We start from the raw sequence: 16,149 nt of genomic DNA, 5'->3' as shown, positions 1-16,149 counted from the left end.
AGGATAGCAGATATTCATCTAACCCTTAAGCTGCATTCCCTTTCGCCATCGGAGCCAGCGCCGCCGGCAACTCTTTGCCCAACCCCTGCACCAGCGAATCTTGCGTAATTTCACCGATCGATTTCGCGCCAGTCAGTGTCATTGCCACTTTCATCTCTTTCTCGATCAGGTTCAGCAAGTTCGCCACGCCCGCCTGGCCTGCTGTGGCCAGCGCATACAGGAAAGCACGACCCAGCAGTACGGTATCGGCACCGAGCGCGATCATACGCACAACATCAAGCCCGTTACGAATGCCGCTATCTGCCAGAATGGCGATATCGCCTTTCACCGCATCCGCAATAGCAGGCAGCGCACGGGCAGAAGAGAGTACGCCATCTAACTGGCGGCCACCGTGGTTAGAAACCACAATCCCGTCAGCACCAAAACGTACTGCATCACGCGCATCTTCCGGGTCGAGGATCCCTTTGATCACCATCGGGCCATCCCAGAAATCGCGGATCCACTCAAGGTCTTTCCATGAGATGGACGGATCGAAGTTATTTCCCAGCCAGCCGATGTAATCTTCCAGTCCGGTCGGTTTGCCGAGGTAAGCCGAAATATTACCTAAATCATGTGGACGACCGTTCAGGCCGACATCCCACGCCCATTGCGGATGCGTCACCGCCTGCAAGTAGCGGCGCATTGCGGCATTCGGGCCGCTCATACCAGAGTGTGCGTCACGATAACGTGCGCCCGGCGTCGGCATATCCACGGTGAAAACCAGTGTCGAACAGCCCGCCGCTTTTGCCCGTTCCAGCGCGTTACGCATAAAGCCGCGATCGCGCAGCACATAAAGCTGGAACCACATCGGACGTTTGATAGCTGGAGCGACTTCTTCAATCGGGCAAACTGAAACCGTTGAGAGAGTAAACGGAATGCCGTGAGCATCAGCCGCTTTGGCAGCCTGAACTTCACCGCGACGTGCATACATGCCGCACAAACCCACCGGAGCCAGCGCCACCGGCATCGACAGCTTTTCATTAAACAGCGTCGTTTCCAGGCTTAAGTCGGACATGTTTTTCAGAATGCGTTGGCGCAGCGCCACTTCTGACAAATCCTCCACGTTGCGGCGCAGTGTGTATTCAGAATATGCACCACCATCCATATAGTGGAACAGGAACGGCGGCAGAATGCGTTGCGCTGCGGCGCGATAATCGCTGGCTGCGGAAATAATCATGCGTTTTTCTCCCTCGAATGCTCATTATGCTCACCGGGCAGGCGGGTAATGCGTGCACGGCGAGCCTGATCTTCATCGAATCGTTTCATGGTGGTGTGGACAAAGCTGAGGTGCGCCATCATTGCTTTACGCGCACCGTCGGCATCACCGGCAAAAATGGCGTTAATGACCGCCTGATGCTGTTCAGTCAGTTGCGAAAAAACGGGCGGCACCAGATACATCCGCTGACGACTTTGCATCACTGAAGATTGCAGGACATCAAAGAAACCGCGCATGGTTTGCAGCAGCACGATGTTATGTGAGGCTTCGGCAATTGCCAGATGAAAACGAACGTCCGCTTGCGAGGCGAGATCCGGGTCTTCACTCAGCGTCGCTTCAAAGCAGAGCTGTATCTTTTCCTTATCGGCTTGTGTGGCGCGCATTGCTGCGTGCCAGGCGGTGCTGGCCTCAATGGCGTAGCGGGCTTCCAGAATATCGAAGCTGTAATCCGGATCATCAGCCATCAGCGTTTTCAGCGGCTGGACGATGTTTTGCTCCGACCACGCGTCATGACGCCAGCGAATAAACGTCCCGCCACCGCGACGACTAAGAAGCACACCTTCACTGACCAGTTTTGCCAGCGCCTCGCGCAGTGAATTGCGCGACACGCCGAGCTGCATCGCCAGTTGGCGTTCAGCGGGCAACTTCATGCCCGGTTCCAGATTTTGTTCATCAATCAGCGCCCGCACACGGGAAGCTACCTCGTCTGACAGGCGTCTGGGTATAACCATCATTACGGAATCATCCACGTTAAGACGTAGGCCTGAAGCGTGGTCATCACGCCCACCATACAGGTGAATATCAGGCTGTGTTTGACGGTAAAGCGGAACAGATCTGACTCTTTACCCACCAGGCCTACCGCCGCACAGGCAATGGCGATGGACTGCGGAGAGATCATCTTGCCGGTGACGCCGCCGGTGGTGTTGGCAGCAACCAGCAACAGATCAGAGACGCCAATTTGTTGTGCTGCGGTGGCTTGCAGCGCGGCAAACAGGGCGTTAGATGACGTATCCGATCCGGTCAGGAATACCCCCAGCCAGCCGAGGAACGGCGAGAAGAAGGTGAATGCATGACCGGTATGCGCCAGTGCCAGCGCCAGCGTTGACGACAGCCCGGAATAGTTTGAGATAAAGGCGAACGCCAGCACCATGCCGATGGAGTAGATGGGGAGCGCCAGTTCTTTCAGTGTGCTGCCGAAGGTGCTGATGGCGTCAGAGGGTTTCATCTTCAGCCAGACGATAGAGAGCAGCGCAGCAAACAGAATGGCAGTACCGGTGGCAGAGAACCAGTCAAACTTAAATACGGCGGCGTAGGCAGTGGCTTCGCTGACCACCGGCGGCATACGGGCAACCAGTTTGTCGAGATACGGCACCGGAATGTTGATGACCCACTCATACAGCGCGCCACCCGAAGCGAACAGGGCTTTAAACGGCGGAATACTCCACAGCGTTACGGTGGCGGTCAGGAACAGGAACGGTGTCCAGGCACGCAACACCTGACCCGCCGTATAACCGGTATGAGCCAGCGTCATATCAACTTGCGATGCACCCAGATCGCCGAAGCGGAAAACGCGCACCGGCTGCCAACGTTTCAGGAACAGTGTCAGGCAGAGCAGCGATACCAGCGAAGAGATAATGTCCGGCAGTTCTGGCCCAATAAAGTTAGAGCTAAGGTACTGTGCGATGGCAAACGAGCCACCCGCAACCACGACCGCAGGCCACGTCTCTTTGATACCGCGCCAGCCATCCATAATCGCCATGATCCAGAACAGGACGATAATGGTCATAAACGGTAGCTGACGACCCACCATCTGGCCAATCTCAAAGCTGTCGATGCCTGTCACCTGTCCGGCAACCAGAATCGGAATGCCCATCGCGCCAAATGCCACCGGCGCGGTGTTAACAATCAGGCACAGCCCGGCGGCGTACAGCGGTTTAAAGCCCAGCCCGACCAGCAATGCGGCGGTAATTGCCACTGGTGCGCCAAAGCCTGCGGCACCTTCGAGAAATGCGCCGAAACAGAAACCGACGATCAGCATTTGCAGGCGCTGGTCAGGGGTTATTGAAAGAATAGACGAGCGGATGATGTCAAACTGTCCGGTTTTTACCGAGATCTTATAGACGAACACCGCTGCAATAATGATCCACGCGATGGGCCACAAGCCGTAGAAGAAGCCATAAACGACCGAGGCCAGCGCATTGGCGACCGGCATTTTGTAGAACAATAGCGCGACGGTCAGAGCGATAACGACTGTCCATGTGGCGGCGACATAGCCTTTTAGTTTGAGCTTAATCAGCGCAAAGAAAAAAAACAGGATGGGAAGCGATGCTATCAGGCTGGAAAGCCAGATATTCCCGGCGGGATCGTAGTTTTGTTGCCAGAGATTCATTGCAGGTCTCCTGGAGGCCACGCACATTGTGTGATGAGTCTGTTGCTCATCTGCTTGTCACACGTTGTGTAAAAGTGGCACTGCCAATTTTGTTGTGTAGGGATAATGACAATGAATGGTTAACTAAATGTTATGCATTGGCAACGTTAATGTGAGTTTTAATTGGGGAACTGTGAACCAGAGGTCAGATAAGCGAAGAATTGGTAGGGCCAATTATTGTGGGGGAGAAAAATTTGCTGCGGAGCTGGCTTGTGCCCCTCACCCTAACCCTCTCCCCGGAGGGGCGAGGGGACTGATTGTGCTCGGTGTTAGATGGAGCGCGTCCTTCAGCAATGCAAGAAAACCATTATGCACGGTATCAGATGCAGCACGTTTCCCCCTCGCCCCTTTGGGGAGAGGGTCGGGGTGAGAGGGGCAGCGCGCACGAGCCTCCACATCAGCCCGGTAATGCAAGAAAACCATTATGCACGGTATCAGATGCAGCACGTTTCCCCCTCGCCCCTTTGGGGAGAGGGTCGGGGTGAGAGGGGCAGCGCGCACGAGCCTCCACATCAGCCCGGTAATGCAAGAAAACCATTATGCACGGTATCAGATGCAGCACGTTTTTCCCCCTCGCCCCTTTGGGGAGAGGGTCGGGGTGAGGGGGGCAGCGCGCACGAGCCCCCACATCAGCCCGGTAATGCAAGAAAACCATTATGCACGGTATCAGATGCAGCACGTTTTTCCCCCTCGCCCCTTTGGGGAGAGGGTCGGGGTGAGGGGGCAGCGCGCACGATGCCCCACACCAGCCCGGCAATGCAAGAAAACCATTATGCACGGTATCAGATGCAGCACGTTTTTCCCCCTCGCCCCTTTGGGGAGAGGGTCGGGGTGAGAGGGGCAGCGCGCACGAGACCCCACACCAGCCCGGCGATGCAAGAAAACCATTATGCACGGTATCAAATGCAGCACGTTTTTCCCCCTCGCCCCTTTGGGGAGTGGGTCGGGGTGAGGGGAGCAGCGCGCATGTAGCCTCAAGCTAATGTCAAAAAGCCGAAGTCACAATTTGTGCAATTTTCAAACAAAAAAAGGGCAACCCTCCTCAGAGAATTGCCCTTCGTCACACTAACTTAATGAGTCATTACCACTGAATACCGGCACCGAGTGCGGCGGAGTATTCACCCTGGCTATTGGTACTACCTTGTAATTTGTAGACCCAACGACCGTTGGCGCTCACCATCGACACACCTAAAGCAACAGCCGATTCACCGTTGTATGTACCGCCACCAATGGAGGCCATGCTGGCACCCGGCGTGTAAGCCTGCGGCAGACCGGTCATTGCCATTGCAGAAGCGATACCACCGCTCAACTTACTTTCGGTTTTAGACAGTTTGTTATCCATCTCAACCATGCGCTGATCGGTGTATTGCTTCGTTTCCTGCACGCTTTGCTTCAACTGCGCGTAGTTCACCGCGTCGTTGTTTTCCACGCCAGCGGAAACGTTGCTGATGCGAGTTGTACCGCCCTTGCCACCACCGAGAGTGATGTTGCTGTAGTCTACAGAACCGTCAGCGTTGGTGTTATAGCGCACACCGCCTGCTTCAGAAGACTTCAACTGCGCAACGTTAACTGCGTCGGTAGCATTTTTACCAGCGGCAACGTTGGTGATACGGCGTTGGTTAGTGGAAGAACCTACGGAGATCGTATTTTCTTCGTTTGCCACAGAGCCAGTGCCCAGCGCGACGCTGTTATCAGCGGCAGCAATAGAGCCAGAGCCAATCGCGACACTATCTTTACCCTGCGCGTTAGCATCTACGCCATCGGTGTTGGTCTTGAAGTACTTGGTGCTACCGGTAGTTACGATATCGGCAACGCCATTTTCAAGGGTAGTCACACGCGAATCGAGATTAGTTACCTGATTGTTCAGGTTAGTAATGCTCTGGGTGTTCTGGGAAACCTGCGCGTCTGTCACTTTCAACTGACCCACGTTAACCGCATCGGTATCCGCTGAACCCGCTGCGACGTTGGTGATCTGACGTTGACCATCGTCACTGCCGACAGAGAACTCACCCACAGAGTTCTGCGGTGCGTCCATGTTGTAGGCGGTGTAGCCAGTCTGAGCGCCACGGGTAGTCTGAGAACCATTACCCATTGCAATACTGTTTGCATGGTTGGCGCGTGCGTTAGAACCGATAGCAATACCGTTGATGGCATCTGACAGAACCAGAGTGTTCAGGCCGATACCAATACCCGCGTCAGCATTAACGGTCGTTTTCGCACCCATCGCCAGCGAGTCAGTACCTACCGCCAGTGAATCTTCTTCCGTTGAGTTGGCATGGTAGTACTTGGTCGGCGTGGTGGCGACCGCACCAATGGCATTTTGCAACTGGCGAACGGTCACGGCGTCATGCGCTTCGGAACCATCGGCGACGTTGATGATTTGACGGTATTTGCCATCATCACCAATCGACAATGCGCCAAGCAGTTCGCCGTCAGTGGTGTCGTAACCAATCACAACGCCTTCTTCGGTTACGCTGGTATTAAGAGAACCTTGGGCAATGCCACGTTTGGAGACGGAGTTGCTACCCAGTGCGATACCGGTGTCAACCTCGCTGAGGCTATTCTGACCAATTGCGACACTGCTTTCGCCGGAAGCGACAGCGTTATAGCCCACCGCTGTAGCGCCAGTACCTGATGCGCTCGCATCAATAAAGGTTAAGCCAGCGTCATTGGTACGCGCATAGTTCAGACCCGCACCGTTCTCTTCGATGTAGTCTATGCTGGTATTACCGGCAATCTGGTTGATGATCTCATTTTGCTGATTGATCAACGTGTTGGTGGCGAACAACTGTGAACCATTAATTGCATCAGTACTGGTTTCAGAAATATCACCATTAGCAACATTAGTGATTACGCTGGCTTTGCCATCGCGGCTGGCGCTGAACGCACCATTTTCACCGGCGGTTGCGTCCCAGAGCAGCGCATCATCCAGGGTTGAGTCGATCGCGTCCAGAGCATCACCGACGTTATTGTAATCGGTATCAGCAATGGAGTACGTCGGCGCACTGATGCTACCGTCAGCATTTACTGCGGCACCACCGCCCAGAGCATCAACAACAGAGTTGCTCACACCGTAGAGTTGTCCACCATTGATGGCATCGGTGCTGGTTTCAGAAACGGCACCGCTTGCGACATTGGTAATTTTGCTGGCATTGCCACCGTGACCGGCGCTGAATGCACTTGCAGTTTCATCCCACAGCAGAGCGTCGCCCAATGAAGTGCTAAATGAGGTGTTAATCGCCGCCAGCGCATCACCTACGTTATCGTAGCTGTTACTACCGATAGTGTACGACGGGCCAGTAAATACACCGTTTTCATCAACCGAGGCGTTACCGCCAAAATAGTCTGCCAGTGAATCACTTAGGCTAAACAGTTGCCCACCGTTAACGGCGTCAGTACTGGTAGACGATATTGTTCCAGCGGTGACATTAGTGATTTTGCTGGTGGCTTCGGTGCCGTGTGCGGCAGTAAATGCGCCTGTGGTGTCATCCCATTTCAGCGCATCTTCACCGAGGTTGTTCACCGTATCAGTCAGGTTGTTGATGTTGGTGGTGTTAGTAGCGATGTTAGTGGTGTTGGTTGCCACGTTGTCGTTAGTGGTTTTCAACTGAGAGCCGTTAACGGCATCTTTACTGTCAACAGTCAAATCACCGTCTTTAACGTTGGTAATTTTGTTGGTGTCATCGGTGCCGTGTTTGGCGGTGAATGCACCTGAGGCGTCATCCCATGCCAGCGCATCCGCGCCAAGGTTAGTCACTGTATCCGCCAGGTTGGTGATACTGGTGGTATTGGCGGCAACATCATTCGTCAGATTAGTGATGTTAGTGGTGTTGTTAGCAACATCGCCGGTCAGGTTGCTGATATTAGTGGTGTTGGTTGCCACGTTGTCGTTAGTGGTTTTCAACTGAGAGCCGTTAACGGCATCTTTACTGTCAACAGTCAAATCACCGTCTTTAACGTTGGTAATTTTGTTGGTGTCATCGGTGCCGTGTTTGGCGGTGAATGCACCTGAGGCGTCATCCCATGCCAGCGCATCCGCGCCAAGGTTAGTCACTGTATCCGCCAGGTTGGTGATACTGGTGGTATTGGCGGCAACATCATTCGTCAGATTAGTGATGTTAGTGGTGTTGTTAGCAACATCGCCGGTCAGGTTGCTGATATTAGTGGTGTTGGTCGCCACGTTGTCGTTAGTGGTTTTCAACTGAGAGCCGTTAACGGCATCTTTACTGTCAACAGTCAAATCACCGTCTTTAACGTTAGTGATTTTGTTGGTGTCATCGGTGCCGTGTTTGGCGGTGAATGCACCTGAGGCGTCATCCCATGCCAGCGCATCCGCGCCAAGGTTAGTTACCGTATCCGCCAGGTTAGTGATACTGGTGGTATTGGCGGCAACATCATTCGTCAGATTAGTGATGTTAGTGGTGTTGTTAGCAACATCGCCGGTCAGGTTGCTGATATTAGTGGTGTTGGTCGCCACGTTGTCGTTAGTGGTTTTCAACTGAGAGCCGTTAACGGCATCTTTACTGTCAACAGTCAAATCACCGTCTTTAACGTTAGTGATTTTGTTGGTGGCATCGGTGCCGTGTTTGGCGGTGAATGCACCTGAGGCGTCATCCCATGCCAGCGCATCTTCTCCAAGGTTAGTTACCGTATCCGCCAGGTTGGTGATACTGGTGGTATTGGCGGCAACGTCATTCGTCAGATTAGTGATGTTAGTGGTGTTGCTAGCCACATCGCCGGTCAGGGTGCTGATATTGGTGGTGTTGGTGGCGATGTTGTCAGCGTTAATTTGCACATTGTCGTTAGTGGTTTTCAACTGAGAACCGTTAACGGCATCGGTACTGGATGCGTTCAGCTCACCCGCCGTAACGTTGGTGATTTTGCTGGTGGCATCGGAACCGTGTTTTGCACTGTAGACTTTTTTAAGCGAGTCCCATTGCAACGTATTATCATCAAGACCCTTTAATGCGTCGCCAACATTATTAAAGCTACCACTTTGCAGTTTGTAGTTAGGGGCGTTAACAACCCCGGCAGTACTCACGGAGGCACCGCCGCCCAGACGGTCTGCAACTGACTTACTGATATCATAAAGCTGTGAACCATTGATGGCATCAGTACTGGTACTGCTAATATCGCCTTTTGCCATATGAACAATTTTACGCTGCAGCGTGTCGTTACCTACTGAAACAGTATTATCTTCCACGGCAGTAGACTCTGTGCCCAGAGCAACGGAGTTAACACCGGTTACACTGGACAGGCTACCAATCGCAATACTTTTTTCACTACCAGCATAGCTTTCTTGTCCAAGCGCAATACTGTTTTCGCCGCTTGACTGACTTTTATTACCCAACGCAATAGAATTTACACCGTCTGCTTTTCCTGCCTGACCGAAAGCCATTGCTCCAGCTTTGGTTGCATTGGCTCCAAATCCAAGCGCAACGGTATTGTCCGCGTTAGCTATGCTGCTTGAACCCAATGCCAAACTATATAATCCATTGGCTTCGCTTGCGGCACCCATTGCAATGGCACCATCGGCATTCGCTAAAGCCAGTCTTCCAAATGCCAGGCTATCAATAGCATTGGCTTTTGTATCTGAGCCGAGTGCCAGACTATACTTTCCTGCGGCTAATGCCTGGTAACCAAGGCTGGCTGCATAATCAGCACCATCTTCTACTCTTGAACCTCTACCTACTGCAGTGGAGTATGCACCACCGGTATAAGTTACCCCACCCAATGCAAGGGAAAACTCTGCTTTTGACTCTGCGCCACTACCGAATGCTGCGGATCTGTTCCCCGTGGCTATAGACTGTTGCCCTATAGCCAGGGAGCGATCACCCAATGATTGACTTCTGTAGCCGAATGCGGTACTTCCTTGTCCACTGGCTGTCGCTTCGAGTCCTATTGCAATTGCGATTCCCCCCTCTGTCTTTGAGGTAGCTTTTGCTTCTTTTCCGATAGCAATCCAGCTATCGTGTACCTCGGGAGTTTCAATGCTCGTACCACCATCAAGTGCAAGAGAAGCACTCGCTCCAAACGACGACATCAGTCCACCGGCAACTAATGCAGAAATTAACAGCTTGCTGCGTCCGGACTTCTTCCCACGGCTTTTTGCCGTTTCGCTGGCGACGCTGTAGCTCCCCGTTGCAGGGTTCCAGATAACTTTAAAAATTTTGTTCATTGTTGTTGCTCTCTATTCCTTGATATAAGTGCAATGACTGCATTTATTTTTTGCTTTTTTTCTGCCGGTTATCAGCAGGTGGAAGGTTGTCGAAGTTGATATTCTGCATATTAATAGCCAACTTCAGGTATTTCAGGTTATTGGGAGACACCCCTTTTAGCGTCAAGTTAATGTCTTGCCATTGACCTGGTAATAATTTCAGCGTGGAGTTCATGGTGGTGCTAAATAGCAGTTGTTGCCATTTTGCATATTCTTTTTGATCAATGGGTTTTTCACCGCCCCAGGTGGCATGAAAACCAATGTTAGAAACAGGTACGCTTAATAAATTAACCAGCGACATATGTATAACACTGCCATTTTCAGAGGCCTCTATTGATAATATGCGCCCCGCTAAACCCACAGACCCATTATTCAAAATAAAATATTTTGTTTGAGCTGGGTTAAATTCAGTAAAGACAAAGTAGTCTTGCTGACGCTTAATCTCTTTCACTACCTGAGCCAGCGTTTTTGTACTGTTTATTACGCTAATATTTTGTTTTTCAATGGTGCTTGTTTTTTTGTCTTGCTGTTCTAATTGTTTTTCGAGTTGATCGATTCTGGCCTTTTGTTCTTCCTGTTGTTTTGTTAGCTCATCAACTACTTTCGTTTTTTCGACGTAATCACAACCTGACAATACCAGCATTGTCGAAGCCGCCATGACGCCTGTAAAAAATTTATTCACATTCATACAAAGTTATCCTTACATATCATCCCTGCTAGCAATTTGAACTAAGGGATGTGTCCATTTGTGGTTGATGCTTTTGTGATTTATATGGCTGGCTTTATAATTATTGCTTATACATTCATTTTGAAAATTATTTATTAAATTTTAAAATTGTTTATTTGTATTAAGGAGGCGGATTTTAATGAGGAGGGTTGTCAGATGTCAAACACTGCATTTAAAGCAGAAAAATAGCTTTAATTTAATATTCATACAATCAATGTTTGGGGTGGATTTTTAGAATGCGGATGGAGAAAATAAGGGCAAAAGTTTTATTTTATGAATGATATCGTCCATTTTCAGGTGTCGAACCAAACCTTTTACTGAACGCATTTTCAGATTGAGTGCCACTGGTAAAAAGCAGGCTCTACGAGGAAACAGAGGAAAAAGAGGAAGATAATTGTTACATCCCGCATTTATCTGCAACGCGGGATGTGAAGGAGATAGACAGGTAAGAGGGTTAAAACGCTGTCTTTGAGAACCCGGTCATCTCTTGCAGACCCATTTCACGACCCAGTGCGGTCATCGGATGCACTACGACTAACCCACGGACACTCTTCTTCAGCTTACCCATATCGGCTTGTTCTTTTTTGGTAATCGCACGCTGAAACGGCATCTTCATCAGCTTTTGTGCTTCTTTGCTGAGTTTCTGGCTATGAACTTCACGCAGGCGGGCAATTTCCGCTTCCAGCGTAGCTTTCTCTTTTTCCAGCTCGGCATACTTGTCTGCGGCTTCAACCAGCGACAGTTCGGCCTGCTGGTGGCGGATGGCGTCCAGGCGATCGCTAAGACGTTTAATTTCGTTTTTTTCGACTTCTTTCATGGGATGGCTTCTGATAAAGATAAATTTATAGCCCCTAGTATGCGCGACCAGGTGCTTTGTTCACAACTGATGGCATTGTAATAGTTTTGTCGGGTAACAAATCTGGGGTTCAAAAATCATATAATGCATTGATTAATAAATAATATAATCAGAAGGTGAGGGCAAGCGTTGTGGATTTCGCACGTTTTCCTTAATGTCATTTTTATCGGGATCTAAACTAAAATCGGCGGTCGCGCATTCCCGGCGCGGGGTAATACGGAGATATTATTATGGGCAAATTAGGTGAAAACGTTCCGCTTCTTATTGATAAAGCCGTAGATTTCATGGCATCAAGCCAGGCGTTCCGGGAGTATCTGAATAAACTTCCCCCCCGTAACGCGATTCCATCCGGTATACCTGAGGAAAGCGTGCCGTTATATCTACAACGTCTGGAATATTATCGCCGACTTTATCGGCCGAATCCGGTAGAGGAGAAGTAAGCGAAAGTACTTACTTTTGAAAGGCTTTTTTTAAGCTGATTTTGGAAATCAGCTCTGTCAGTGAAAGGACCATTGTTGATCGCACAGCCTGTTGATAGCGTTGAACTTGCATCGCATACAAACTGGAGTCTATTGGTTCAAACTGTGGCGGCGGAGGCAGTTCCGCCACGCAATGCAGTTCGCCAAATGGCCCAAGAATTTCATCATCGGTAAATGCGTACTCGTTGCCGTCGTGATTCAGCTCTTCCCGCAGTGCCATCAACAGTTCCGCATCTTCGTATTCATGGCGACTAATTACACCAAGCCCATAAATCAGCTTTAAGCGCACGGACAAGTCGCCCAGCGGACCATCGCCGTCGAGTAATGGTTCTACAGCATACTTCACCGCGTAATCGTCTTTGCGGAATACCTGAAGCACCAGAAGATTCACCGCCTCGGTCAGGAGATCGACGGCGGTAATCAGAAAGCTTCGCACGGTTTTGCCAGCATTCAGACGCTCAAGCACACGGTTTTCAAAGGCCTGGGTTTGTTCCATTGTTGCCTGCATATCTGACAATCTGTTATTCGGGCGCAGGGAGTCCTGCGCCTGGTTCACCATTATTGCATTGCGTTATAAGCGGTTACCGCCTCGGTGACAACCTCGCTGTTGGCATCAAGCCCGGAAATGTGCGCCAGCGCAGCCTGCGGGCCTTTGTCGGCAATCAGTGCCGCCAGTTCTTGTGCCTGCGGATCATCTTCACTGCGGAAGTGCATTGCAGCGGCAATACCTTCAATCAGATTTTTGTGCGGCAAGCTATATTCCAGCGTACCCAGCAGCGGCTTGATCAGACGGTCGCCAGCACTCAGTTTACGCAGCGGTTGACGGCCTACGCGCTCAACATCATCTTTCAGATACGGGTTTTCAAAACGACCGAGGATTTTCTGGATGTACGCTGCGTGCTTGTCCGCGTCAAAACCGTAACGCTTAATCAGTACTGCGCCGCTTTCTTCCATCGCCCCTTTTACCACCGCACGGATTTTCTCGTCGAGAATCGCGTCACGAATGGTCTGATGACCCGCCAGTTTTCCAAGGTACGCGGTTATAGCATGACCCGTATTCAGGGTGAAGAGCTTACGTTCGACAAACGCCATCAGGTTGTCGGTTAACTCCATACCAGGAATATTTGGCAGTGTGCCTTTGAACTGGGTTTTATCGACAATCCATTCGCTGAAGGTTTCTACAGTGACTTCCAGCGGATCATTCGTTGCAGACGCTGAAGGCGGCACGATACGGTCAACGGCGGAATCCACAAAGCCAACGTGTTCTTCTACCCACGCTTTGGCATCTTCCGGCAGGGCGTTCATCACATGACCTTTCAGTTGTGTTGTGCCACGTACCATGTTTTCACAGGCGATAATGTTCAGCGGGGATTCATTACCTTGCTCTTTACGTTTCACCAGCCCTTTGGCGATTGCCGGAGCAATGCGTTCCAGCACGACCGGGCCAACGGCGGTGGTGACTAAATCAACCTGGGCGATTAAATCAACCACGTCGTCGCCAATGCTGCTGACGGCATTAACGCCGGAAACGGTATCCACCTGCTCGGTTTCGCCGACAACGTGAACCTGATAGCTATGACGGGCATTCAGGGCATCAAGTACCACCTGATTGACATCGGCAAACGTCAGTTGGATACCCGCGTCTGCCAGCAGTTTACCGATAAAGCCACGACCGATATTACCTGCGCCAAAATGTAATGCTTTCATAGTATTAACCTTCATCAATGTTTTTACCCGAGAGGGCTGGGGTGAGGCTTTTCCCTCACCCAAACCCTCTCCGTGAGGAGAGGGGCAGCGCCGGATGCGGCGTAAACGCCTTATCCGGCCTACAAGAGCGTGCAAATTTAACAAACTGCGCTTTGTTTTGTAGGCCTGATAAGCAAAGCGCATCAGGCAATTAGCCCACCTTCTCCATGTGGAGAGGGTGGGCCTGGATTACTTACGACCTGCCAGCAGTTCCAGCACTTCATCCACGCTAGTGGTGTGTGCCAGACGCTCGATGACGGACTCATCATCCAGTGCGTTGGTCAGGCTGGTGATAACCTGAATGTGCTCGTTATTACGGGCAGCAATACCAATCACCAGACGGGCGATGTCATCTTCTTCTTCACCGAAGCGCACGCCTTCCGGGTACTGACAGAACACGACGCCTGTTTTCAGTACGCGATCTTTCGCTTCAACCGTACCGTGGGGCACCGCGATAGACTCACCCAGATAGGTCGGGGTCAGTTTTTCACGATCCAGCATCGCCTGTACGTATTCCGGTTCAACATAGCCGCCTTTCACCAGTTGTTCACCGGCAAAGCGAATCGCTTCTTCTTTGGTTGCCGCTTTGCGACCGAGGAAGATGTTCTCCGCGCCGAGCTTAAACAGGTTGGCGTTAGAATCGTCAAAGCTGTCTTTCAGGCTGTCTTTCACTTTCACTTCGTTTTCAGTATGGCGCTGGGCAGCAACCAGACGTTCGGTCAGGCTGGTGTACAGGCCGCTGTCGAGGAAGTTGGTCAGCGAAATATGCTGTGCCTGCGGAACCTGACGCATAGCACGTTCGGTCAGGTCACGGTGAGTGATGACCAGGTCCACATCCGGCGGCAGGTTGTTGATCGCGCTGTTAGTAACAGAAATCTGCGACAGACCTGCATCCTGAATTTTCTTACGCAGCACGCCCGCACCCATCGCACTGGAACCCATACCGGCGTCACAGGCAACGATGATTTTACGCACGTGGCTCAGGTCGTTAGTCACATCGCCAGCAGACAGTGGAGTAGCGCCTTTTGATTCAGCTTTCATCTCCTGGACACGACGCGCAGCCGCTTCAATATCGTCTTCTTCTTTCACTTTGCTGGTTTTCAGCAAAATAGCAGAGACAACGAAGGAGACTGCCATCGCCGCACACACACCTGCGATGTTAGCGAAGTAAGCACCTTTTGGCGTCATCGCCAGTACCGCGAGGATAGAACCCGGAGATGCCGGAGAAACCAGACCACCGCCCAGGATAGTTAGCGTGAACACGCCAGTCATACCGCCGAGGATAACGGCCAGGATCAGACGCGGATTCATCAGCACATACGGGAAGTAGATTTCGTGGATACCACCCAGGAAGTGGATGATTGCCGCACCGCCCGCAGACTGTTTCGCACTACCGCGACCAAAGAACATGTACGCCAGCAGAACACCCATACCCGGACCCGGGTTCGCTTCAATCAGGAAGAAGATGGATTTGCCAAGTTCATGGGACTGCTGAATACCCAACGGCGAGAAGATACCGTGGTTAATGGCGTTGTTGAGGAACAGGATTTTCGCCGGTTCAACAAAGATAGACGCCAGCGGCAGCATGTCATGGACAACCATGAAGTTAACGCCCGCAGCCAGCATTTTAGACAGAGCTTCAACAATCGGGCCAATGCCGAGGAATGCCAGAATGGCGAGGATCATCCCGATGATGCCTGCGGAGAAGTTATTCACCAGCATCTCAAAACCGGATTTGATTTTACCGTCTACCCAGCGGTCGAAGTGCTTAATGCACCAGCCACCCAGCGGACCTGCAATCATAGAACCGAGGAACATCGGCATGTCTGCGCCGACGATAACGCCCATGGTAGTGATGGCACCGACTACGCCGCCACGTTCGCCGCCTACCAGCTTACCACCGGTATAACCGATCAGCAGCGGCAGGAGATAAGTGATCATCGGCCCGACCAGCTTCGCCAGCGTTTCGTTCGGTAACCACCCTGTTGGAATAAATAACGCGGTGATGATACCCCACGCGATAAACGCGCCGATATTTGGCATCACCATGTTGCTGAGGAAACGACCAAAGCTTTGCACTTTGATCTTAATATCGGATGACATAAAAACACCCCTTCTTATGTTTGCTGTCGCGCAGGCTGGAAGCCCGAGGTTTTTTGTTAATGTGGCGGCAGAGGTAGCCGGACCTTGTAGATACTGCGAAATCTGGCACTGAATCGGTTAACTGTCCAGTCGACGGCCTTTTGTGTGATATCAGTCACATAAATATAGGGGGTAGAGAGGTAATTGACGTGATGCTCATCACAAAACGCTTGTGTAAAAAAGCAACAAGGCGGCAATTTTCGCTAAAAATGGCATTAAAATGTGAATAACATCACATTTTTGTTTTGGTTGTTTGTTGAATTATTGTGATCTGAATCACAAGATATTTTCTTCGGCAA

General features: G+C 51.2%; 10 protein-coding genes. 1 reads left to right on the top strand and 9 read right to left on the bottom strand.

The features are described from left to right. Window positions 1–25: 25 nt before the first annotated feature. The 6 genes from lldD to C3D30_RS15090 form a co-directional block, all read right to left on the bottom strand. Window positions 26–1,216 (bottom strand): quinone-dependent L-lactate dehydrogenase, encoded by a 1,191-nt coding sequence (gene lldD, locus C3D30_RS15125; protein ID WP_021551645.1) that lies wholly within the window; start codon window positions 1,214–1,216, stop codon window positions 26–28. Continuing rightward, window positions 1,213–1,989, bottom strand: coding sequence for a transcriptional regulator LldR (gene lldR, locus C3D30_RS15120; RefSeq protein ID WP_010349909.1), 777 nt, complete (start codon window positions 1,987–1,989; stop codon window positions 1,213–1,215). The genes lldD and lldR overlap by 4 nt, the downstream gene beginning before the upstream one ends. Further along, window positions 1,989–3,644, bottom strand: a complete 1,656-nt coding sequence (gene lldP / locus C3D30_RS15115; RefSeq protein WP_001055314.1) for an L-lactate permease — start codon at window positions 3,642–3,644, stop codon at window positions 1,989–1,991. The genes lldR and lldP overlap by 1 nt, the downstream gene beginning before the upstream one ends. Before the next feature lie 1,120 nt (window positions 3,645–4,764). Next, entirely contained in the window at window positions 4,765–9,861 is a 5,097-nt protein-coding gene (locus C3D30_RS15100; RefSeq protein WP_105287077.1) for a YadA-like family protein, read from the bottom strand. Window positions 9,862–9,904: 43 nt separating this feature from the next. Next, window positions 9,905–10,588, bottom strand: coding sequence for a DUF3251 domain-containing protein (locus tag C3D30_RS15095; protein ID WP_105287076.1), 684 nt, complete (start codon window positions 10,586–10,588; stop codon window positions 9,905–9,907). 493 nt (window positions 10,589–11,081) lie between these two features. Next, window positions 11,082–11,444: a YibL family ribosome-associated protein gene (locus C3D30_RS15090; protein ID WP_000665684.1), complete on the bottom strand. Its 363-nt coding sequence runs from the start codon at window positions 11,442–11,444 to the stop codon at window positions 11,082–11,084. Between the two features lie 269 nt (window positions 11,445–11,713). On the opposite strand from C3D30_RS15090, the gene yibT reads away from it, so the two are divergent. Beyond that, window positions 11,714–11,923, top strand: a complete 210-nt coding sequence (gene yibT / locus C3D30_RS15085; RefSeq protein WP_000517102.1) for a protein YibT — start codon at window positions 11,714–11,716, stop codon at window positions 11,921–11,923. A gap of 10 nt (window positions 11,924–11,933) precedes the next feature. Here yibT and mtlR read toward each other — a convergent pair whose 3' ends face one another. From mtlR to mtlA, 3 genes are all read right to left on the bottom strand, one after another. Further along, entirely contained in the window at window positions 11,934–12,521 is a 588-nt protein-coding gene (gene mtlR / locus C3D30_RS15080; RefSeq protein WP_105287075.1) for a mannitol operon repressor MtlR, read from the bottom strand. Further along, window positions 12,521–13,669: a mannitol-1-phosphate 5-dehydrogenase gene (gene mtlD / locus C3D30_RS15075; protein WP_105285044.1), complete on the bottom strand. Its 1,149-nt coding sequence runs from the start codon at window positions 13,667–13,669 to the stop codon at window positions 12,521–12,523. Before mtlD ends, mtlR begins: the two co-directional genes overlap by 1 nt. 228 nt (window positions 13,670–13,897) lie before the next feature. Further along, window positions 13,898–15,811, bottom strand: a complete 1,914-nt coding sequence (gene mtlA / locus C3D30_RS15070; protein ID WP_000093246.1) for a PTS mannitol transporter subunit IICBA — start codon at window positions 15,809–15,811, stop codon at window positions 13,898–13,900. Window positions 15,812–16,149 lie beyond the last annotated feature (338 nt).

The sequence above is a fragment of the Escherichia sp. MOD1-EC5433 genome (assembly GCF_002966005.1).
GTDB lineage: Bacteria > Pseudomonadota > Gammaproteobacteria > Enterobacterales > Enterobacteriaceae > Escherichia > Escherichia ruysiae.
Note: the sequence above shows the minus strand (reverse complement) of the source record. Positions and strands in the feature narration are given on the sequence as shown.

Coding starts and splice junctions, on each gene's coding strand:
- yibT (WP_000517102.1), top strand. CDS start 11,714: ATGGGCAAATTAGGTGAAAACGTTCCGCTTCTTATTGATAAAGCCGTA.
- mtlD (WP_105285044.1), bottom strand. CDS start 13,669: ATGAAAGCATTACATTTTGGCGCAGGTAATATCGGTCGTGGCTTTATC.
- lldP (WP_001055314.1), bottom strand. CDS start 3,644: ATGAATCTCTGGCAACAAAACTACGATCCCGCCGGGAATATCTGGCTT.
- mtlA (WP_000093246.1), bottom strand. CDS start 15,811: ATGTCATCCGATATTAAGATCAAAGTGCAAAGCTTTGGTCGTTTCCTC.
- mtlR (WP_105287075.1), bottom strand. CDS start 12,521: ATGGTGAACCAGGCGCAGGACTCCCTGCGCCCGAATAACAGATTGTCA.
- lldD (WP_021551645.1), bottom strand. CDS start 1,216: ATGATTATTTCCGCAGCCAGCGATTATCGCGCCGCAGCGCAACGCATT.
- C3D30_RS15100 (WP_105287077.1), bottom strand. CDS start 9,861: ATGAACAAAATTTTTAAAGTTATCTGGAACCCTGCAACGGGGAGCTAC.
- C3D30_RS15095 (WP_105287076.1), bottom strand. CDS start 10,588: ATGAATGTGAATAAATTTTTTACAGGCGTCATGGCGGCTTCGACAATG.
- C3D30_RS15090 (WP_000665684.1), bottom strand. CDS start 11,444: ATGAAAGAAGTCGAAAAAAACGAAATTAAACGTCTTAGCGATCGCCTG.
- lldR (WP_010349909.1), bottom strand. CDS start 1,989: ATGATGGTTATACCCAGACGCCTGTCAGACGAGGTAGCTTCCCGTGTG.